23 protein-coding genes and 1 pseudogene are annotated in these 18,574 nt (G+C 67.0%); 8 read left to right on the top strand and 16 right to left on the bottom strand.

Annotation, left to right across the window (positions count from 1 at the left end; translation table 11 throughout):
• Window positions 1-499, top strand: a pseudogene (locus GRI40_RS10495) (hypothetical protein); the annotation flags it as partial.
• On the opposite strand, the gene GRI40_RS10490 reads toward GRI40_RS10495, so the two are convergent.
• Window positions 496-759 carry a DUF2171 domain-containing protein gene (locus GRI40_RS10490; RefSeq protein WP_160611269.1) on the bottom strand — a complete coding sequence of 88 codons (264 nt, stop codon included), beginning with the start codon at window positions 757-759 and terminating at the stop codon, window positions 496-498. The pseudogene GRI40_RS10495 and the gene GRI40_RS10490 overlap by 4 nt on opposite strands.
• A gap of 42 nt (window positions 760-801) precedes the next feature.
• Window positions 802-1,098, bottom strand: a complete 297-nt coding sequence (locus GRI40_RS10485) for a hypothetical protein (RefSeq protein ID WP_160611268.1) — start codon at window positions 1,096-1,098, stop codon at window positions 802-804.
• Between the two features lie 349 nt (window positions 1,099-1,447).
• On the opposite strand from GRI40_RS10485, the gene GRI40_RS10480 reads away from it, so the two are divergent.
• Window positions 1,448-2,515 carry a ribonucleotide-diphosphate reductase subunit beta gene (locus GRI40_RS10480; protein WP_160611267.1) on the top strand — a complete coding sequence of 356 codons (1,068 nt, stop codon included), beginning with the start codon at window positions 1,448-1,450 and terminating at the stop codon, window positions 2,513-2,515.
• A gap of 216 nt (window positions 2,516-2,731) precedes the next feature.
• Window positions 2,732-3,070: a hypothetical protein gene (locus GRI40_RS10475; RefSeq protein ID WP_160611266.1), complete on the top strand. Its 339-nt coding sequence runs from the start codon at window positions 2,732-2,734 to the stop codon at window positions 3,068-3,070.
• 144 nt (window positions 3,071-3,214) lie between these two features.
• On the opposite strand, the gene GRI40_RS10470 is transcribed toward GRI40_RS10475, so the two are convergent.
• Together GRI40_RS10470 and GRI40_RS10465 are read right to left on the bottom strand one after the other, a co-directional pair.
• Window positions 3,215-3,808, bottom strand: coding sequence for a thermonuclease family protein (locus GRI40_RS10470; RefSeq protein ID WP_160611265.1), 594 nt, complete (start codon window positions 3,806-3,808; stop codon window positions 3,215-3,217).
• Between the two features lie 17 nt (window positions 3,809-3,825).
• Window positions 3,826-4,455: a hypothetical protein gene (locus GRI40_RS10465; protein WP_160611264.1), complete on the bottom strand. Its 630-nt coding sequence runs from the start codon at window positions 4,453-4,455 to the stop codon at window positions 3,826-3,828.
• Window positions 4,456-4,563: 108 nt separating this feature from the next.
• On the opposite strand from GRI40_RS10465, the gene GRI40_RS10460 reads away from it, so the two are divergent.
• Together GRI40_RS10460 and GRI40_RS10455 are read left to right on the top strand one after the other, a co-directional pair.
• The gene (locus tag GRI40_RS10460) at window positions 4,564-4,857 is read left to right on the top strand and encodes a TFIIB-type zinc ribbon-containing protein (protein ID WP_160611263.1); all 294 of its coding nucleotides are present in this window, start codon (window positions 4,564-4,566) and stop codon (window positions 4,855-4,857) included.
• Between the two features lie 140 nt (window positions 4,858-4,997).
• Window positions 4,998-5,501 (top strand): PA2169 family four-helix-bundle protein, encoded by a 504-nt coding sequence (locus tag GRI40_RS10455; RefSeq protein WP_160611262.1) that lies wholly within the window; start codon window positions 4,998-5,000, stop codon window positions 5,499-5,501.
• Window positions 5,502-5,603: 102 nt separating this feature from the next.
• Here GRI40_RS10455 and GRI40_RS10450 read toward each other — a convergent pair whose 3' ends face one another.
• Window positions 5,604-7,865 (bottom strand): NADP-dependent malic enzyme, encoded by a 2,262-nt coding sequence (locus tag GRI40_RS10450; protein ID WP_160611261.1) that lies wholly within the window; start codon window positions 7,863-7,865, stop codon window positions 5,604-5,606.
• A 133-nt stretch (window positions 7,866-7,998) separates the two neighbouring features.
• Here GRI40_RS10450 and mutS point away from each other — a divergent pair, with 133 nt between their 5' ends.
• Both mutS and GRI40_RS10440 read left to right on the top strand, forming a co-directional pair.
• Complete coding sequence (gene mutS, locus GRI40_RS10445) at window positions 7,999-10,605, top strand: DNA mismatch repair protein MutS (protein ID WP_237489151.1); 2,607 nt, start codon at window positions 7,999-8,001, stop codon at window positions 10,603-10,605.
• A 23-nt stretch (window positions 10,606-10,628) separates the two neighbouring features.
• Window positions 10,629-11,009 (top strand): hypothetical protein, encoded by a 381-nt coding sequence (locus tag GRI40_RS10440; RefSeq protein ID WP_237489039.1) that lies wholly within the window; start codon window positions 10,629-10,631, stop codon window positions 11,007-11,009.
• A 24-nt stretch (window positions 11,010-11,033) separates the two neighbouring features.
• Here GRI40_RS10440 and GRI40_RS10435 read toward each other — a convergent pair whose 3' ends face one another.
• The 5 genes from GRI40_RS10435 to gluQRS all read right to left on the bottom strand — a co-directional run bounded on the left by GRI40_RS10435 (window position 11,034) and on the right by gluQRS (window position 13,998).
• Window positions 11,034-11,312 (bottom strand): hypothetical protein, encoded by a 279-nt coding sequence (locus GRI40_RS10435; RefSeq protein ID WP_160611259.1) that lies wholly within the window; start codon window positions 11,310-11,312, stop codon window positions 11,034-11,036.
• Between the two features lie 55 nt (window positions 11,313-11,367).
• Window positions 11,368-12,237 (bottom strand): 3-hydroxyacyl-CoA dehydrogenase family protein, encoded by an 870-nt coding sequence (locus tag GRI40_RS10430; RefSeq protein WP_160611258.1) that lies wholly within the window; start codon window positions 12,235-12,237, stop codon window positions 11,368-11,370.
• 64 nt (window positions 12,238-12,301) lie between these two features.
• Window positions 12,302-12,883, bottom strand: a complete 582-nt coding sequence (locus GRI40_RS10425; RefSeq protein ID WP_160611257.1) for a cob(I)yrinic acid a,c-diamide adenosyltransferase — start codon at window positions 12,881-12,883, stop codon at window positions 12,302-12,304.
• 16 nt (window positions 12,884-12,899) lie between these two features.
• Window positions 12,900-13,127 carry an HIG1 domain-containing protein gene (locus GRI40_RS10420; protein ID WP_160611256.1) on the bottom strand — a complete coding sequence of 76 codons (228 nt, stop codon included), beginning with the start codon at window positions 13,125-13,127 and terminating at the stop codon, window positions 12,900-12,902.
• 4 nt (window positions 13,128-13,131) lie between these two features.
• Window positions 13,132-13,998, bottom strand: a complete 867-nt coding sequence (gluQRS, locus tag GRI40_RS10415; protein WP_160611255.1) for a tRNA glutamyl-Q(34) synthetase GluQRS — start codon at window positions 13,996-13,998, stop codon at window positions 13,132-13,134.
• A gap of 134 nt (window positions 13,999-14,132) precedes the next feature.
• On the opposite strand from gluQRS, the gene GRI40_RS10410 reads away from it, so the two are divergent.
• Window positions 14,133-14,696, top strand: a complete 564-nt coding sequence (locus tag GRI40_RS10410) for an HNH endonuclease (protein WP_337190551.1) — start codon at window positions 14,133-14,135, stop codon at window positions 14,694-14,696.
• On the opposite strand, the gene GRI40_RS10405 is transcribed toward GRI40_RS10410, so the two are convergent.
• The 6 genes from GRI40_RS10405 to GRI40_RS10380 form a co-directional block, all read right to left on the bottom strand.
• Window positions 14,693-15,085 (bottom strand): type II toxin-antitoxin system HicB family antitoxin, encoded by a 393-nt coding sequence (locus GRI40_RS10405; protein ID WP_160611253.1) that lies wholly within the window; start codon window positions 15,083-15,085, stop codon window positions 14,693-14,695. The genes GRI40_RS10410 and GRI40_RS10405 overlap by 4 nt on opposite strands.
• 29 nt (window positions 15,086-15,114) lie before the next feature.
• Window positions 15,115-15,297 carry a type II toxin-antitoxin system HicA family toxin gene (locus GRI40_RS10400; protein ID WP_160611252.1) on the bottom strand — a complete coding sequence of 61 codons (183 nt, stop codon included), beginning with the start codon at window positions 15,295-15,297 and terminating at the stop codon, window positions 15,115-15,117.
• 32 nt (window positions 15,298-15,329) lie between these two features.
• Window positions 15,330-16,121, bottom strand: a complete 792-nt coding sequence (locus tag GRI40_RS10395; RefSeq protein WP_160611251.1) for a tryptophan 2,3-dioxygenase — start codon at window positions 16,119-16,121, stop codon at window positions 15,330-15,332.
• 68 nt (window positions 16,122-16,189) lie between these two features.
• Window positions 16,190-16,609, bottom strand: coding sequence for a DUF4112 domain-containing protein (locus GRI40_RS10390; protein WP_160611250.1), 420 nt, complete (start codon window positions 16,607-16,609; stop codon window positions 16,190-16,192).
• A 24-nt stretch (window positions 16,610-16,633) separates the two neighbouring features.
• Window positions 16,634-18,085 (bottom strand): ABC transporter substrate-binding protein, encoded by a 1,452-nt coding sequence (locus tag GRI40_RS10385; RefSeq protein WP_160611249.1) that lies wholly within the window; start codon window positions 18,083-18,085, stop codon window positions 16,634-16,636.
• Between the two features lie 52 nt (window positions 18,086-18,137).
• Window positions 18,138-18,515, bottom strand: a complete 378-nt coding sequence (locus tag GRI40_RS10380) for a PilZ domain-containing protein (RefSeq protein WP_160611248.1) — start codon at window positions 18,513-18,515, stop codon at window positions 18,138-18,140.
• Window positions 18,516-18,574 lie beyond the last annotated feature (59 nt).

Here is an 18,574-nt window from a genome sequence, read left to right as displayed (position 1 = left end):
CCTGAAGGACTGCGCGATCGAGGTCATCATCCGTCCCGACCAGCCGGAAGATTTCCCACGCATCGCGGAGCCTGCCCAGCGGACCAACCAGCTCAACTTCACCGGGCGCAAGTACGATCGCAGCGCAATCGCCGCCCTGCTTGGCGATCCCCGGCAGGCGCGCTTTGTGGTGGAGGTGCGCGACCGGTTTGGCAGTTACGGACTTGTCGGCTTCTGCCTCGCCGGCCGCGAAGGCGATACGGTGGTGGTGCAGGAATTCATGCTCTCATGCCGCGTGCAGGGCAAATACGTGGAGCAGGCGGTGTTCGCCTATCTCGCGGACCACCTGCCCGGCCCAACCGCCGCGTGCATCGCGGTGAATTTCCGGCCGACGCCCCGCAACGCCGCGGCGCTGCGGGTGCTCGAGACGCTGGGGTTCTCGCACCGCGGTGGCCGCTACGTGCGGGGCATCGCGCCGGGCGACCTTTCGGTCGATTTTCTGACCGTGATAGCGGCCTAGTCAGCCTCCTCCTCGAACGTGATCGCGTTGGCCGCGGTCGCGCTCAGGCGCACCTGCTCGCCATCGACCGCCGCGACCAAGCCGAGCGGTATCGTGTGGTGATGCCCGGCGTGGGCCCCTTCCGCCCCTTCGATCTTGGCGCCGGAATCCTCTTTCGTCAGCTTGATGCGATCGCCTTCGACGCGGTCGACCGTGCCGACATGGACGCCGTCGGCGCCGATCACTTCCATATGTTCGCGAATATCGTCAGTGTGAGCCATGGGACTTCTCCTGCCTTGGCGGGTTGGAATGGCGAAGCGGCGCTACTTGCCGTCGGGCACGCTGTCGTCGCGGCCAGCGGTTTCGTCGCGCGCGGCCTTGTCGGCCCAGCGATCGTTCGCCTGCTTGGCGGACCCAGCCGCGGTGCCGCCGAAGCGGTCGGGGTGATCAGGCCTGTCGCCTTCCAGCGCGCGCTCGCCGTCCCGCGCAGGGACGGTGCGTTCGTCGCGGGCATCGGCGCGGGCTGCATCCTCTCGCGGACCGGTGCGCGGCGGTTCGCCCGGAGCGGTGGCTTTGCTGTGCGTGACGTCGCGGGAATCGTCGGGTTCGTATTCGGCCATATCGGTTCTCCTCTACATCCAGGATAACCAGCGGGCGGCCCGGCCTGTTCCGGGCCACGCTCGCAAGAGATTGCGCCCCTCCTTTTCACGGGAGGGGCGCGGAGGTGCGGACCAGGCCCGCAAAAGGGGGAAAGCCGGACTGGTGCCGCGAATTCCCTCATGCAGCCGGGCAGGCTCGATCCGCCTCGGCCGTCAGCCGATAAATCCGGCATGGGGCGCGCGGTTCCGCACATGGTTATCCCCGCCTCAATCTTCCCCGCCGCCTATCGAATCGGCGCGCGCAGACCCTATGTTTCAGGGGCCGTGTGCGCTATGCTCGCACCGATCCATTTCTGACTGGAGCCACAAGATGTCGTTGCTGGAAGCGCGCAAGACCTACAAGCCCTTCGAATACCCTTGGGCCTACGAGTTCTGGAAGCGTCAGCAGCAAGTGCACTGGCTGCCCGAAGAAGTGCCGCTGGGCGAGGACTGCCGCGACTGGGCGCAGAAGCTGTCGGATCACGAACGCAACCTGCTCACCCAGATATTCCGGTTCTTCACGCAGGCCGATATCGAGGTACAGGATTGCTACCACGAGAAGTATGGCCGGGTGTTCAAGCCGGTCGAGATCAAGATGATGCTGGCGGCGTTCAGCAACATGGAAACCGTGCATATCGCGGCCTATTCCCACCTGCTCGACACCATCGGCATGCCGGAAAGCGAATACGGCATGTTCCTCGAGTACGAGGAGATGAAGGCCAAGCACGATTACCTGCAGGAATTCGGCGTCGACACCGACGAGGATATCGCCCGGACGCTGGCGATGTTCGGCGGCTTCACCGAAGGGCTGCAGCTGTTCGCCAGCTTCGCCATGCTGATGAACTTCCCGCGCTTCAACAAGATGAAGGGCATGGGCCAGATCGTCAGCTGGTCGGTCCGCGACGAAAGCCTGCACTGCGAAGGCATCACCCGCCTGTTCCACGCGTTCGTGCAGGAACGCGGCTGCCTGACCAAGGCGGTGCGCGAAGACATCATGGACATGTGCCAGAAGACGGTGCGCCTCGAAGATGCCTTCATCGACCTCGCCTTCGAACAGGGCCCGGTCCCCGGGATGAGCCCCAACGAGATCAAGCGATACATCCGCTACATCGCCGACTGGCGCCTGGGGCAGCTGGGCTTCAAGCCGATCTACATGGTGGAGGACCACCCCCTCCCCTGGCTCGCCCCGCTGCTCAACGGCGTGGAGCACGCCAACTTCTTCGAAACGCGCGCGACGGAATATTCTAAGGCCGCGACGCGCGGGAACTGGGGTGATGTCTGGGCAAGCTTCGACTCGCGGCGGAATGCCAAAGCAAGCGAGGGCGCGAACGACGTCGTGGCAGACGAAGGGCCGGGGTTGTTCGGGGATGATGCTGGCGGAGCTGTGGCGGCGGAGTAACAAGGCCACCGGTTCATTCAGGCAGCCGCGCCATGTCATTCGCGATGAGACGCGATTAGTCGAAATTTCTGGAAGATAACCGGGGCGGGGCCCCCTCCCCAATCACCCCGGCGCATTCGGTGGGCGAACCGGCGCATGGGGGGGAAACCTTTGCCCTGGCCCCGCCTTCTCAAGATACGTGCCACAACGCGCACGATCATGAGAGAGGATCGCAACATGCCACAGGACAGCAACAGCAGCAGCTCCGGCAAAGCCCCCAACCAGTTCGCACAGGTCGGTATGGGCGGCAGCCAGGGCGGCGGGCAGTTCGAACAGGGCGAAGGCCGCAGCGGATCGCTGCAGGACCAGCAGGGCGGAACCACGACCCGTTCGACTCCACTCGGCGAAGGGACCGACACCGAGTTCGACAACGAGAACCGTGACACCCAGCAGCAGCAGCAGCAGGACCGGTCACGCCAGCGCTCGCCAGGCTTCGAAAATGAAGACGACGATGTGATGAACCGCGACTCGGGCAATATGCGGCGCGAAGGCAACCAGAACTTCGGCCAGGAATAACAGGGTCATCAAGGTCGCGAAAAGACTGCCGCTCCCCGATGGGAGCGGGGGCCGTTGCGCGTGGGCGTCGCCGTTCCCGGAAGGTCCCGAGCTGCTCGGGAAGAGTTCTCAAAGGCGGCGAAGAACAACCGGAAAGCGAACTAGTCAGCACCAGGTCGCGCGGAATCCACCGGAATAGCTGCGTGCGCCGCCTTCCCGGATCATGTGGTCGGCCAACCGATCCTCGCGCCCGCCCTCGCCCACCCGCTTCACGATCGCCAAGGTGCGGCCATAGCGATCTGCTGGTTCATCGATGCGGGTGGTGACCTGGAACGGGCCACGATTCAGCCAGTCCTGAAGGGCGCGGGTGGAGGCTTCCGCCTGCAGGGCCTCAGCCGGGCAGGCGGCCTTAAGCTCAGCCGTATCGATTCCGGTGACGCGATAGGTGTCCGGGCCCCGCTTGAAGGTATCGCCGTCAACCACACAAAGCGCGCCCCGGCCCGGCCCGCAGCGGGTGAACACCCCGCCCATCGATTGCGGAGCGGACTGGAGAAACCTGGGCGGCTCGAAGAATCCAGCGAGCTGGTGGAGCGCCGCGATTGCGAGCAACGCGATGCCGAAAACCCACGGACGGACCGTGCGCCAGACCTCTCGCCAGGTCTTCCGCCGGCGGCGGAAACGGGCCGGCCGGATGCCGTATCCCTTCGCGGAGAACGCGCGGCGCCGTCGCGCGGTGTGGAAACGGACGGGCTTTGCCATCGTGCCGCGGGCGAGCCCTAGCGATGGCCCCATGGCGCGGGCGGCGGGGGAACGGGACGGGTGAGGTCGAACTCCACCCGGAACAACCGGTCGCTCGGCGGGCGGCGGGTGAGCTGGTATGCGAACCGGGCGCCTTGCGTGCCGGCCGGGTCAACCTCCACCCGCCACACATTGGTGACCGACGCTGCGAGGCCTTCGCGGGTGAACAACGCGGTGCTGTCCGCGTCCACCGGGAAGTCCTGCGCCTGGGCCGTTCCGGGCACGGCAGTGTCGCCGCCATACATGGTCACCGCGTCGGCGGCGCCATCCGCGTGTCGATGATCGTGCTTCAGACGCAATCCGCCATTCGCGTTCCGGGTGAGCACCCACGTGCGGCTGCGATCCCACGTGCCGTCGGCACGCTGGACGTGGAACGGCACCTCGATCCGGCCCGGCGCGCATCGGCGGACGTGCATCGTCATCGCGGCGCCGCGCATGTCCTTGTCCGCCGCCTGGGTGCTTATGAGGCCGCCGGCGTAGGCCTTGCCGCAATGGCTGGCGAGCGCGTTCCAGAACCGGTCCTGTGCCGTCTGCGAATCCGGCGCGGTGGTGCAACCGGCGGTCGCGAGAACGAAAAGAGCGGCGATCAGGCGGAGCGGTGCGATCATAGATACGGTCTGGCAGGCGCGGATTGTTGCCGCAAGCGGTGCCGCTTGATCGGCCCGAGAGCCCGCCCCATCTCTGGAACCAAGTATTTTTAAAGAGAGGAACGTCCAATGCGCACCGAAGCCGAAGTGGCCGCCATGCAATGTCCGATTTGCCGCGTGCCGCTTGCCATGAGCGACCGGCAGGGGATCGAGATCGACTATTGCCCGCAATGCCGCGGCGTGTGGCTGGACCGGGGCGAACTCGACAAGATCGTGGAGCGGAGCGCCAGCCAGGCCGCCCCGCAGCGAACCACCCCCAGCTATGTCCAGCATGGAGGTGCGCAGCATGGCGGTTTCGGCCACGGCAGCCATGGCAAGCCCTACAAGAAGCGCAAGAGCTGGCTGGAAGACATCTTCGACTGAAACGGCAATCGGGGTCGGCGCCGCGCCGTCGCCCGGGTGCGCCGCGGGAGCGGTAAGCGGTGCCTGCGGGGCGGAACCAACCCCGGGCGTTGCGCGCTTAGTCGCCGTCCCCCCTCTGTTTTCAAGGATGAATCAACGACATGACACACCACGACGGCCACCGCGATGGCGGGCTCGACACCGCGCGCACGTACAATCATGCGGATTCTGGCGACACCGCGACGCTGAACACCCTCATCGGAACGTTGATCGATTCGGTTCAGGGCTATCAAAAGGCTGCCGCCGACACGACGAACACTCGCTTCGCTGAAATGTTCAACGCCCGCGCCCAGGAACGCCAGCAGGCGATCACGAAGCTGCAATCCGCGGTCGCCAGCATGGGCGGCAATCCGGAAGACGACGGAACCACCAGCGGCGCGGTGCACCGTGGCTGGCTGAACCTCAAGGAAGCCGTGATGGGCCGCGACGACGAAGCGATCGTCAACGAGGTCGAACGCGGCGAGGATTACCTCAAGGCCAAGTTCGAGGCGGCGATGGAGCACAAGGACCTGCCGGCCGAAGCGCGCGCTGCGGTGGAGCAGGCCTGGACATCGGTCCGTGCCGGCCACGACGAGATGAGCGCGCTGAAGCACGCCATCGACTGATCGCTGAGACTCTACATGAAGGCGGCGCACCATAAGGCGCGCCGCCTTTTGTGTGTCTATCGTTAAGTCAGCGCGACACGCGCACCCTGGTCCTTCGGTGCTTCAACCGACGACACCCCCCGCAGCCAGCACAGCGAGGGTGAGCAGTTCGGGCGCGATGGCAGTCATGGGGACGATCTGGACCGGCTTTTCCATGCCCACCAGCATCGGACCGATGGTGGTGGCGCCGGCAAGTTCCCGAAGCAACTTGGCGGAGAGGTTGGCGGATTGCAGCCCCGGCATTACCAGCACGTTGGCGGGCGCCGATAGGCGACTGAAGGGATAGAATTCCATGATCTTGGGGTTCAGCGCCGCATCGGGCGCCATCTCCCCTTCGTATTCGAAGCCGGGATTGCGCGCATCAAGAATGGCGACCGCGTCACGAATGTTGTCCAGCCATTGGCCGGACGGGTTGCCGAACGTGGAATAGGACAGGAACGCCACCCGCGGCTCGTGCCCTAGGCGGCGCGCGACGCCGGCGGTCTCGATCGCGATATGCGCCAGTTCTTCCGCGCTCGGCCGCTCGTTGATCGTCGTATCGGCAAGAAAAACTGTGTAGCTCTTGCCGATCAGCAGATGGATGCCGAACGGCAGCGCGCCGGGCTTGGGATCGAGCACGAGGCTGACTTCGCGCATGGTCTGCGCGAATGGGCGGGTAACGCCGGTGATAAGCGCATCCCCGTGGCCCAGCGCAACCAGCAGGGCGGCAAAGACGTTGCGATCCTGATTGACCATCCGCCGCACGTCCCGCTCGGTCCGGCCGCGGCGCTGCAGCCTTTGGTAGAGATAGTCGACCATTTGCGGCACGAGGCTGCTGTCTGCCGAATTCTGAATTTCAAATCCGCCCGGATCGCTGACGCCCAGCATGTGCAGCTTGTCGACGATCGCCTTGGTGCGACCGACCAGAATGGGCGTGCCATAGCCGAAATCGCGAAACTGAATGGCAGCGCGCAGGGCCACGTCCTCTTCCGCCTCGGCGAAGACCACGCGTTTCGGGTTCGCCTTGGCATCTTCGTAAACGCGGGTGAGTACGGAGGTTGTGGGATTTAGCCGCGCCTTCAAGCCTGTGCGATAGGCGGCCATGTCGGCGATCGGCGCCTGGGCGACACCGCTGTCCATCGCGGCCTGCGCCACCGCGCTCGACACGACCTCCATCAGCCGCGGATCAAATGGGGCGGGGATGATGTAGTCGGTGCCGAACTTGTGGTTCACGCCATAAGCCGCCGCCACTTCATCCGGCACGCGTTCTCGCGCCAGGCTGGCGATGGCTTCGGCCGCGGCGATCTTCATCTCCTCGTTGATCGCGGTCGCCTGCACATCCAGCGCGCCGCGGAAAATGAACGGGAAGCCGAGCACGTTGTTGACCTGGTTCGGGTAGTCGGAACGGCCGGTGGCGATGATGGCGTCCGGGCGGACGGCCTTGGCCGCCTCGGGGCGGATCTCGGGTTCCGGGTTTGCCATGGCGAAGATGATGGGATTTTCCGCCATCTTCACCACCCATTCGGGTTTCAGGGCCCCCGCGCCCGACAGGCCGAGAAACACGTCGGCCCCTTCCAGCGCTTCCTCCAGGCTTCGCGCTTCGGTCGCGGTGGCGTGGGCGCTCTTCCACTGGTCGACACCGCCGCGCCCGGGATAGATGGGCCCCTGTCGATCGCACACTATGACCTGGTCGCCCGGCACGCCCAGTGCCTTGATGAGAGCGGTGCAGGCGAGAGCCGACGCGCCCGCCCCGTTCACTACCATCCGCACGTCCTTCAGGCTGCGGCCGGTCAAGTGGCAGGCATTGATGAGGCCCGCAGCGGCAATGATCGCCGTGCCGTGCTGATCGTCATGCATGACCGGAATGTTCATGCGTTCGCGCAAGGCCTGCTCGATCACGAAGCACTCCGGCGCCGCAATGTCTTCTAGATTGATGCCGCCGAAGCTCGGCTCCATCAGCGCGACAGCCTCGATGAACTTGTCCGGGTCTTCCGTATCAAGCTCAATATCGATGGAATCGACATCGGCGAAGCGCTTGAACAGCACCGCCTTGCCTTCCATCACCGGCTTGGAAGCCAGCGCGCCGAGATTGCCCAGCCCCAGGATCGCGGTTCCGTTCGAGATGACCGCGACGAGGTTCGAGCGTGCGGTATAGCGCGCAGCGTTGGCAGGATCGGCCGCGATGGCCTCCACCGGTGCCGCGACGCCCGGCGAGTATGCCAGGCTGAGATCGCGCTGGGTGGCCATGGGCTTTGATGGCACGATCTCGATCTTACCGGGCCGGATCGTTTCATGGTAGAACAGCGCCTCGCGGGCGGTGAAGGCGGTGGGCTTCTCGTCGGCCAAGGGGAACCTTTCTTGTCGCGTTTCGCGCTTGCCGTAACGGAAGTGGCATCGGGGCGACAGAGAAAACCGGGCAACAGGGGAAACCGCGGCCGCCGCCGTTCCGAATCGCGGAATGGGGCGCTACCGCTTCGCCATGGCCGGCGGCAGCACCCCGATGATGGCGCAGTATCTGGCGCTGAAGGCGCAGGCCGGCGGCTGCCTGCTGTTCTACCGGATGGGCGATTTCTTCGAACTGTTTTTCGACGATGCCAGGGTGGCGGCGCAAGTGCTCGACATCGCCCTGACCAGCCGGGGCGAACACGATGGCACGCCGATCCCGATGTGCGGCGTGCCGGTCCATTCGGCGGAAAGCTATCTGGCGCGGCTGATCCGTGCCGGCCAGCGGGTTGCGATCGCGGAACAGGTCGAAACCCCGCAGGAGGCACGGAAGCGGGGTGGATCGAAAGCGCTGGTGGCGCGCGACATCGTGCGCTTCGTGACCGCGGGCACCCTGACGGAGGAAGCGCTGCTGGAACCGCGCCGCGCCAACCTGCTGGCGGCCGTATGCGAAGTGCGCGGTAGGTGCGGTGTTGCCAGCATCGACGTGTCGACCGGCGCGATGGTTCTGGAAGAATGCGCGCCGCCGGATGTCGCCGCGGCCCTCGCGCGGCTTGCGCCCACCGAAGTTGTCGTGCCCGAAGAATGGCCCGATGCGCCACCTGGTTGCTTTCCGCGGCCGCGCGTCGACTTTGCCAGCGATGGCGGCGACGATCGGCTGCGCAAGGCGCACGGCGTCGCCACGCTCGACGGGTTCGGCACCTTCACGCGCCCCATGCTGGCGGCGGCTGGGGGTCTTGTCGCCTATCTCGAGCACGCCGGGCGCGGCACGTTGCCCCTGCTTCTGCCGCCGGTCGCGCGCGACAGCGGCGGTTCCCTGGCGATGGACGCGGCCACGCGTGCCAGTCTCGAGATAACCGAAAGCGCGCACGGTGGCAGGGCCGGCTCGCTTCTCGCTGCTGTCGACCGTTGCTCAACCGGCGCCGGGGCGCGACTGCTGGCGGATGATCTTGCCGCGCCGCTTACCGACAAGGCCGCAATCGAGGCGCGCCAGTCCCTGGTGGGATGGCTCCACGACGACGCCTTGCTGCGGTCCGATCTGCGCACCGCGCTGCGCGCATTGCCGGATATCGCTCGCGCCCTCGGCCGGCTTGTCGCCGGTCGCGGCAGCCCGCGCGACTTGGGCCAGCTGCGCGACGGGCTGACGGACGCCCGGCGTATTCGCGATCACCTCGCGCGGCAGGACGACCGGCCGGAGGCACTGCAAGCGCTCCTGCCCGATCTGGGCGGTCACGGGGCGCTGACCGATCTCCTCTCGCGCGCGCTGGTTCCCGCCCCGCCCACGGAGCGCGGCCAGGGCGGATACATCGCGGAAGGCTATGATGCGGGGCTCGACGATCTGCGGCGGACATCGGGCAGCGCCCGCCGCGCCATTGCCGCGCTGGAAGCGAAATATCGTGCGGACACCGGGGTCGCGGCGCTGAAGATCCGGCACAACGGCGTCCTGGGCTATTTCATCGAAGTGCCGGCCCGCCATGCCGACGCCTTGATGGCGCCGGACAGCGGCTTCACCCACCGGCAGACGATGGCGGGCGCGGTACGCTTCAACTCGCTTGTCTTGCACGAGGAAGCCAGCCGGATCGCCGAGGCCGGCGGACACGCGCTTGCGGCGGAGGAGGCCCATTTCGAGGAGCTGGTGGCGGAAGCCTGCGCCGCGCGGGAGGCGATCGCTCGCACCGCGGCCGCGTTGGCGCGGATCGACGTCGCCGCCAGCCATGCGGAGCGCGCCGCGGAAGGACGCTGGGCGCGGCCCGCGATCCTGGAGCAGCCGAGCCTGCGGATCGAAGCGGGCCGCCATCCCGTGGTCGAGGAAGCACTGGCGCCGCGCGGCGAACGCTTCGTTGCCAACGACTGCGCGCTCGATCCCGATGACCGGCTCTGGCTGATCGGCGGACCCAACATGGGCGGCAAGTCCACGTTCCTGCGCCAGAATGCCCTGATCGTGATCCTGGCGCAGGCGGGTGCATTCGTCCCTGCCGCTCGCGCCGAGGTCGGCCTGTGCGACCGCCTGTTCAGCCGCGTGGGCGCGAGCGACAACCTGGCGCGCGGCCAGTCCACTTTCATGGTGGAGATGGTCGAGACCGCCGCCATCCTGAGCCAGGCGACACCGCGAAGCTTCGTCATCCTCGACGAAGTGGGCCGGGGAACGTCGACCTACGACGGCCTGGCGCTCGCATGGGCTGTCGCGGAGGCGGTGCATGAAACGAACCGCTGCCGCTGCCTGTTCGCCACGCACTACCACGAACTCGCACGGCTCGCGGAGACATGCGACGCGCTGAGCCTGCACCACGTCCGGGCGCGGGAGTGGAAGGGCGATCTCGTCCTGCTGCATGAACTCGCGCAAGGGCCGGCGGACCGCAGTTACGGATTGTCCGTCGCCCGGCTCGCGGGCGTCCCGCAGCCGGTGATCGCGCGGGCCAGGGCCGTGCTGGCGAAGCTCGAAAAGGGGCGGGCGGAAACCGGCGGGCTTGCCGCGGGCCTCGGCGATCTGCCGCTTTTCGCCGCGGCGGCGCAAGTCGAAGAGGAGCAATGCGACGCCTTGCGGGACCGGCTGCGGGCGATCGATATCGATGCGCTTTCCCCGCGCGAGGCGCTGGATACTCTTTACGAATTGCGCCGCGAGGTGGCCGCAAGCGATCCTTAAGGGTGGCGCCCTAGACCGAAATCATGCGCGCAAAGAGAATTCTCAATCTCTGGTTTGCACTGGCGTTCGTGGCCATAACGCTTCTCATCGCCGCAGTGCTCGTCGGCACGGCGGACAATCGCGGCCTTCTCAGCGAAACGGCCGCCGGCCCCGACCGGCCAGAAGCGGCATCAAAAGACGCGCCGCCTTCGTCATCGGAAGGCACCATCCGCGATACAGCGTCGCCGGAGGTCTTTCCCGTTTCGGACGAAGAGCTCATCGATCCTGCAACGGGCATCGAGCCCACACCGATCGATCCGGAACCCGCCGGCATCGAACCGGCGCCGATGCTGCCCGAGGACGGAATGGCGACCGGATTTTCAAATGGCGATCCCCAGGACGCCGGAGCGGACCCGCGAGGTTGACACGCTGCGGGCTCGCCGCGTTTCTTACTCCTGGTCGGGATCGTGGCCGTCGCCGTAACGGTCTTCCTCGTCATCCATGTTCGGTTCGCCGCGATAGGCGCCCATGTCGATCCGGCCCGAGCTTTCCATGTCGCGCATGTGATCGACCAGGTCCGGCACTTCGGTGGTGTCGTTCTTCACGCTGGCCGTCGGATCGCCCCTGCGCAGCGCTTCGGCCTGGTCGGCCACCGTCTGTGCCTGGCTCTGTTCGTCGTCCTGTTCGGAATTGTGCGTTTCGGGGGCAAGGTTCGGGTCGGTGGCCATCGTGCAATCTCCTTTGCCGCTGAACCGCCGACCGCCCGCACCTGTTCCCGGTGTTTCAGCGGGTCGGAACGGGTGTGTCGCCCGAATAATCGTAGAACCCCTTGCCGGTCTTGCGGCCGAGCCAGCCCGCCTCGACATAGCGCATCAGCAGCGGGGCCGGACGATACTTGCTGTCGCCCGTGGTGTTGTGGAGCACGCGGATGATGTCGAGGCAGGTGTCGAGCCCGATGAAGTCCGCCAGCTCCAGCGGGCCCATCGGATGATTGAGGCCGATCCGGCACCCCTTGTCGATGTCGGAAATGCTGGCCGTGCCCTGGCCCAGCACGAACGCCGCTTCGTTGAGCATGGGCACGAGGATGCGGTTGACGACGAAACCGGGTTCGTCCTGCACCTCGACCACTTCCTTGCCCAGCGCATGGGCCAGCGCACGCGTCCGCGCGATCGTGTCCGGCGCGGTGGCCAGCCCGGGGATCACTTCGATCAGGCCCATCACGGGCACGGGATTGAAGAAATGAAGCCCGATGAACCGCGCCGGATCGGGCGACCAGTTGGCCATGCGGGTGATCGGGATGGAGCTGGTGTTGCTGGCCATGATCGCACCCGCGCCGAGCACCCGGCCGGCCGCTTCGAAGATGGATTTCTTGATCGCCTCGTTCTCGGTCGCCGCTTCGATGATGAAGCCGGCGCCCGCCATCGGCTGGAGATCGCCGGTCGGTTCGATCCGCGCCAGCGTCGCTTCGGCATCGGCGATGGTCAGCTTGCCGCGCCCCACCAGCTTGCCGAGCGCCCGGTCGATCGTGGCCCTGCCACGTTCGGCGGCTGCAAGATCGACGTCCGACAGGTAAACGGTCATCCCGTTCTGCGCCATCGTCTGGGCGATGCCCGTACCCATCTGGCCCGCCCCGATGACGCCGATCGTTTCCATGCACAGTCCTTCGCAGTTGCAGCAAAAGAATGGCGGTTAGCGTCGGTCCGGCGGTTTGGCCAGCCTAGCGATTTGCGCCCGGGACCCAGGTCACGTCACCCTGCCCCGCATCGTTCTGCAACCGGGCGAGCTGGAAGAGATAATCCGAAAGCCGGTTGATATAGACCAGCGCCGCAGGGTTGACCGGTTCATGCGCGGCGAGCGCCGTCATGGCCCGTTCCGCACGGCGGACCGAGGCGCGGGCAAGATGCGTGCGGGCGGCGGCCTCGGTGCCGCCGGGCAGGACAAAGCTGCGCAGCGGCTGCAACCGCGCGGTCGCCGCGTCGATCTCCGCCTCCAGCCATTCGGCCTGCGCCGGCACGATTCGCAGGACCATTTCGGATGGAGCAAATCCATCCGCGCCCATGCTGTCCGCCGGAGTGGCCAGATCTGCGCCGAGGTCGAACAGGTCGTTCTGGATGCGCACCGCGTTCGGGCGCGCGTCATCGGCAAGGGCGAGCGCGGCGAAGCCGACGGCGGAATTTGCCTCGTCCACCGCGCCGATCGCCTCGATCCGGGCGGAATGCTTGGCGCAGCGCGAACCGTCGACGAGGCCGGTGGTGCCGCCGTCCCCGGTCCGGGTGTAAATCTTGTTCAGCTTGACCACGAACCTGAACCCGCGGTCAGCGGGCGATCATCAGGATCACCGCAACCACCACGATCGCCAGGGCCTGGTACTTGATGCGGTTGAACATCATCTTGTTCTGCAGGACCTGCATCTCGTGCTGCCGCTCCCCCCCGGCATCGATATCGGCGCGGTGCGACTGCAGGAACGCGATCACCCCGCGAACCAGCGAATAGACGACAAGTGCCATCAGGACGACGAGGACGATGACGAGGAAAGTGGTCATGCGGTCAATTTAGTCCGGGGCCCAGGCAAATACCAGCGGGGAAGCGCTGCTGCCGCAAAGCGTCGGCCAGTGCCGGTCCTTCCTCGCCGGCGGTGCGCCGCGCCGCCAGTCCCCACCCGGCCCCGCCCGATCCGCGCTCACCCGAGCCGCGCCGCTTGGCGAGCTTGCGCCCGTCCGCCTCCACCAGCAGCGGATGATGGTGCCAGCGCGGCAGCGGAAGGTCGAGCAAGGCCTGGAGCAAACGGTGAATGTGCGTCGCCGCGAACAGATCCTGTCCGCGTGTCACCAGCGTCACCCCGTCCGCCGCGTCGTCGATTGTCGCCGCGAGGTGATAGCTCGCCGGCGCGTCCTTGCGCACCAGGACGACATCGCCGGCCAGATCGGGCCGCGCGTCCTGCATGCCGGCAAGCGCGTCTTCCCAGAACAGCGGCCCGGTGCGGGCAAGCGCCTGTTCGACGTCGAGGCGCCAGGACACGTCGGTGCCGCCGGCCACTCGGCCCCGGCACGTGCCGGGGTAAACAGGGCCTTCGGGACCCCGGGCCACCGCCTTGGCGGCGATCTGCGCACGGGTGCAGCTGCAGGGATAGAGCAGCCCCATGGCGCGCAGGCGATCCGCTGCCGTTTCGTACGCCGCCAGCCGGCTCGACTGGGCGGGAACTTCCGCCCACGAAAGGCCGAGCCAGGCGAGATCGCGGCGGAAATCCGCGGCCAGTTCCGGCCTGCTGCGCGCGCCGTCGATGTCCTCGATCCGCAGCAGGAACGTGCCGCCGCGCGCCGCGGCCAGATCATGCGCCACGATCGCGGCGTAGGCGTGGCCCAGGTGCAGCGGTCCGTTCGGACTGGGGGCGAAGCGGGTCACGGGTTCGTGCATCGTCTCTCCCACTGTGGATTGCCGCCCCGTCACAGGGTTGACGCACAAATCGTCAAATGCTCCCCTGCCGTCAATCGGAGGCAGGGCCCGTGTTCAACGCCGCACTGATCGAAAAGGCCGCGCGGTTCCGCAGCGTGGAGGAAGACCCGGCAAGGGCCCTGGAAAGCTGCCCCGCCCTGGTGCTGAACGCGGATTACACGCCGCTATCCTATTACCCGCTCAGCCTGTGGCCATGGCAGACCGCGATCAAGGCGGTGTTCCTGGAACGGGTGGACATCGTTGCCAGCTACGAACGCTGCGTCCATTCGCCGAATCTCGACATGCAGATCCCCAGCGTGATCGCGCTGCGGCAATACGTTCGCCCGAGCGAGTTTCCCGCATTCACCCGTTTCAACCTGTTCCTGCGCGACCGCTTCCAATGCCAGTATTGCGGCGCGGACAAGGACCTCACCTTCGACCACGTCATCCCCCGCCGGCTGGGCGGCCGCACCACGTGGGAAAACATCGTCGCCGCCTGCGCGCCCTGCAACATGAAGAAGGGCGGCCGCACGCCGGTGCAGGCGAAGATGCACCCCCGCGTCCGACCGATCCGCCCGACGAGCTGGCAACTCCAGCAGCACGGCAAGGCGTTCCCGCCCGGGTATTTGCACGAGACGTGGCGGGACTGGCTTTACTGGGACATCGAGCTGGTGGCCTAGGGCCGCCTCTCTATCTCGTTCCTTGCCGCCTGCGCGATGAAGGCGCTCCGCGTGAGATGCCGTTCGCGCGCCGCCTTGTCGATGGCATCGAGCATGCCACGTTCGAGAGACACGTTCACGCGGGTCGCGCGCACGTCGTTGCGGATGTGCGGGACTGCGATCAGGAATGCGCCGTCGGCGAGGTCTTCGGCGACTGCGGCCTGCACCTGGTCAAGGCGCGAAGGCTTCACAGCAGCCTCGTCCTCGAACCACAGCGACAAAGCCTCAGCAGCGTTGGGCAGCACATCCTCGATCCGGGCGGCCGCCGAGAAGCAGCCCGGAAGATCGGGAAACGACACGCCGAACGCGCTGTCTTCGTCCTTGTGCACGATTGCGTAAAAGTACTGCATCCGGCCCTCCTTGGCCTTGTCTGAAAGGCTCATAGCCAGCCGGCCATCTTCGCGATGTTGCGCGCGGTGCCGAGCGGGAGATCCTTCTTCGGATGCGGGACGATCACCGTCACCGCCCCCTTGCGGAACTTCTTGTGCGAGCCCTTGGCGCCAACCAGGTTGAACCCTTCGGCAAGGAGGCGCTTGACGATTGCTCGGCTGTCACGCTCCATGTGTAATTATTTACACATCAAAGTAGAAAATGTCAAATCGCCGTGCGCACGCTCAGCAGTTCGGGGAAGAACGCCTGTTTCAGCACGCCCTCCAGGTAGGGTACGCCCGCCGTCCCGCCCGTGCCGCGCTTGAAGCCGATGATGCGTTCCACGGTCTTCAGGTGGCCGAAGCGCCAGCGCTGGAAGTGGTATTCGAGGTCGACCAGCTTTTCGGCCAGTTCGTAGAGGTCCCAATGCGCCTCGGGTTCGCGATAGATTTCGGCCCAGGCGGCCTCTACGTCCGGTGAAGGGGTCCAGCCGCCGCGGCGGTCGCGTTCGAGCACCGCATCTGGAATCGCGAACCCGCGCCGCGCCAGCAGGTGCACCGCCTCGTCGTAAAGGCTCGGCCGGTCGAGCTCGGCGCGCAATTCCGCCGCCACCTCGGGCGTCGCCTCGTGCATGGTCACCATGTCGGGGTTGCGGCCGCCAAGCAGGAATTCCATCAGGCGGTACTGTGCGCTCTGGAATCCGCTGGAACTGGAAAGATGGGGGCGGACTTCCGAATAGTCCGCCGGCGTCATGGTGGAAAGCACCTCCCACGAGGAGATGAGCTGGCCCTGGGCGCGGGCCACGCGGGCGAGCATCTTGAAGGCGGGCCGCAGTTCGTCCGCCGCGATCCGTTCGCGCGCGGCGTGAAGTTCGTGCAGGCACAGCTTCAGCCACAACTCACTCGCCTGGTGGACGATGATGAACAGCAGTTCGTCATGCGCGCCCGAGGCGGGGTGCTGGGCGGAGAGAACCTTGTCGAGGTCGAGGTAGCTCGAATACGTGACGTCGCGGGACATGGCCGGGCCGTTACGCCAACGCGGCCCATTCGTCATCCCCGGACCCGAGCCGACGCTATCCGCCGACGCTATCCGTCGATCGTGCGCGTGGCGGGATGGTGCTTGTCGAGGTGGCGCTTCACGATCCGCAGGTTGCGGGTGGTGGAGCGGAACATGAAATCCGCCGCATCGCCGATCAGGGGGACCGCGCCGACGGCGGTGTCGAGAGCGACGTTGCCGGTCATCCGCCATAGCTTCCACTTCGGCATGCCGAGGTTCTTCGCCTCCCACACCAGCCACATGCCCATCGCGGCCGTCACCACGTCACCCACGACGGGCACCAACCCGACGATCGAATCCAGGCCGATACGGTAGTTGACGCCCGGAATGGAGAAGCTGTTCTCGAGCAATTGCTCCATCGCCTCGATCCGGCGGCGGGCGGACAGGACATCGTTGCCGATCGGCAGGTCGAAACCCATCGCGCGGGGCTTGTGTGGCGATTCGTGCATCGGCGGCGATTCTCCCATGCCCGGTCATGTGGGGCCGAGCGCGAGCGGCAGCAAGGGATGGAGGCCCCAGCGATTTTCAGCGAAACCTCCGATATCGCCGCGCACCAGCGACCAGCGGACCGGGGCCCCCAGCGGAATGTAGCCCGCCTGCGCGGCGAGGCGCGCTTCCGCTTCGGCCAGCATCGTGCCGCGCGCGACGGGGTCGACCTCGCTGGCCGCCTGCTGCACCAGGGCGTCGGCCTCGGGCGAGCAGAGCGTGCGGCGCACGGCGCAGGCGAACTGGTTCAGGAACCAGGCCCGCCCGCCATAGCGCGACAGGGTGTCCACGAAGACGAGATCGGCCGGCTCGCCCTCCGGCACCTGGGTGGCGGTGACGCCGATCTCCGCCCAGTCGGCCGCCAGTTCGCGAAACAGCAGGTCCGACCCTGGGCCGGCGGGCAGTGCGACGCGCATGGTTTTCGGCCCGTCATAGGCGGCGATGCGGGCAATCGCCTGGCCTCGCCGTTCCTCGATCGCGAGGTCCGCCCAGCGTTCGGGCGCATCCCCCGCGGCCTGCGAGGGGACGATCCGCGTGCTCGGCAGCCAGCCGGCGATGTTGAACGGGGCCATCAGCGTTTCCCGCTCCAGCGCCATCGACAGCGCTTCGCGGCGGCCGGCGTCTGCCAGCAAGCCTTCCGGATTCGCGACGTGAAAGCCCATCAGCCCCTGCGCGCCGTCAAGCCGGACAGTGCCCCGCGAGAGCGGGCCCACGTCGGCCAGCGGCAAGCTCGCCAGCCGGCCGTCCAGCACCAGGTCGACCTCACCTTCGCGGAAGGCGGCGACCGCGCGTGCCGCCGGCAAGGCCCGCACGGCGAGCCTGCGCGTGCCGTCCTGCCAATCCTCGCGCGTCGGCAGCCCGCGCTGGTCGGGCGGCATCAGGGCGAGGCGCGCGATCGCGCGGTCCCGCGTCAAGGTCATCGGCCCGGCCCCCTGCCCGCGGTGGAGCACGCCCATTTCCGGTTGCGCCAACAGCTGGAGGAAATCGGGCACGGGACTGGCGAGCCGTATTTCGATGACCCGGCCGGTCATCGCGCGCACTTCGGTCACCGGCGCGAAGTCGAGCCCGAGGGAGGTGTCGCCAAGCGCGCGGATGGTCTGCCGCAGCGAATCGCGCACTTCCTCCGCCTCGATCGGGCTACCGTCCTGCCAGTCGGAATTGCGGAGGCGGAAGATATAGCTGAGCCCGTCGTCCGTGACGATCCACCGTTCCGCCAGCGCGGGCACCACCGCGCCCGTGGCATCGAGCGCGACGAGGCCCTCGGCCGTCGCCGCGCGTACCTGCTGCGCGGCGGGCGGCAGGCGCAGGCCCCGGGCAAAGGGCGCGTCGGGTTCGTCGATGAAGGCGATACCGATCGTCGAGCCATCGCCCGGGCGGTCGCACCCGGTCACCAGCGGCAAGAGGAACGCGGACAGGATTGCGAGACAGGATCGGCGCATCGGCGCCCGCTCTAGCACCCCGTTCCAGCTTCGTCAGCGGCGAACGGCCGGTTCAGATCGGGCGGACCCGGGCCGGGTCCACATCCATCCCGGGGGGCGCGATGCCGGCCGGCCGAACATGGCGGGGCGCGGACGTTGCCCCCTTGCCGACGGGGATGCGCGATGCCCTGGGATCGATCTCTTCAGCAAAGGCGACGCCGAAGCGGCCTTCGCGCACCCACGCCACCGACGCCTCGACCGGCGGCAGGCTGCGCAGTTCGACCACCAGCCGCGCGCCCGGCTGAACCGGCATGTTGCCTTCGGCCATCATTCCGCCCGCGGAAAGATTGCGGACCTTCACGCGGTATGCGGCGTCCTCGCCCGCCAGGCGCACGTCCGCGACGAGATACATGCTTTCGCGGACGATATACCGCGTATCGACGCCGGACATTCTGCGGGGGTCCCCTTCACGTGACCCGCATGGCGCCGTGAGGGGCGATCGGGCATGGC

This window comes from Tsuneonella aeria (assembly GCF_009827495.1).
Lineage (GTDB): Bacteria > Pseudomonadota > Alphaproteobacteria > Sphingomonadales > Sphingomonadaceae > Tsuneonella > Tsuneonella aeria.
Note: the sequence above shows the minus strand (reverse complement) of the source record. Positions and strands in the feature narration are given on the sequence as shown.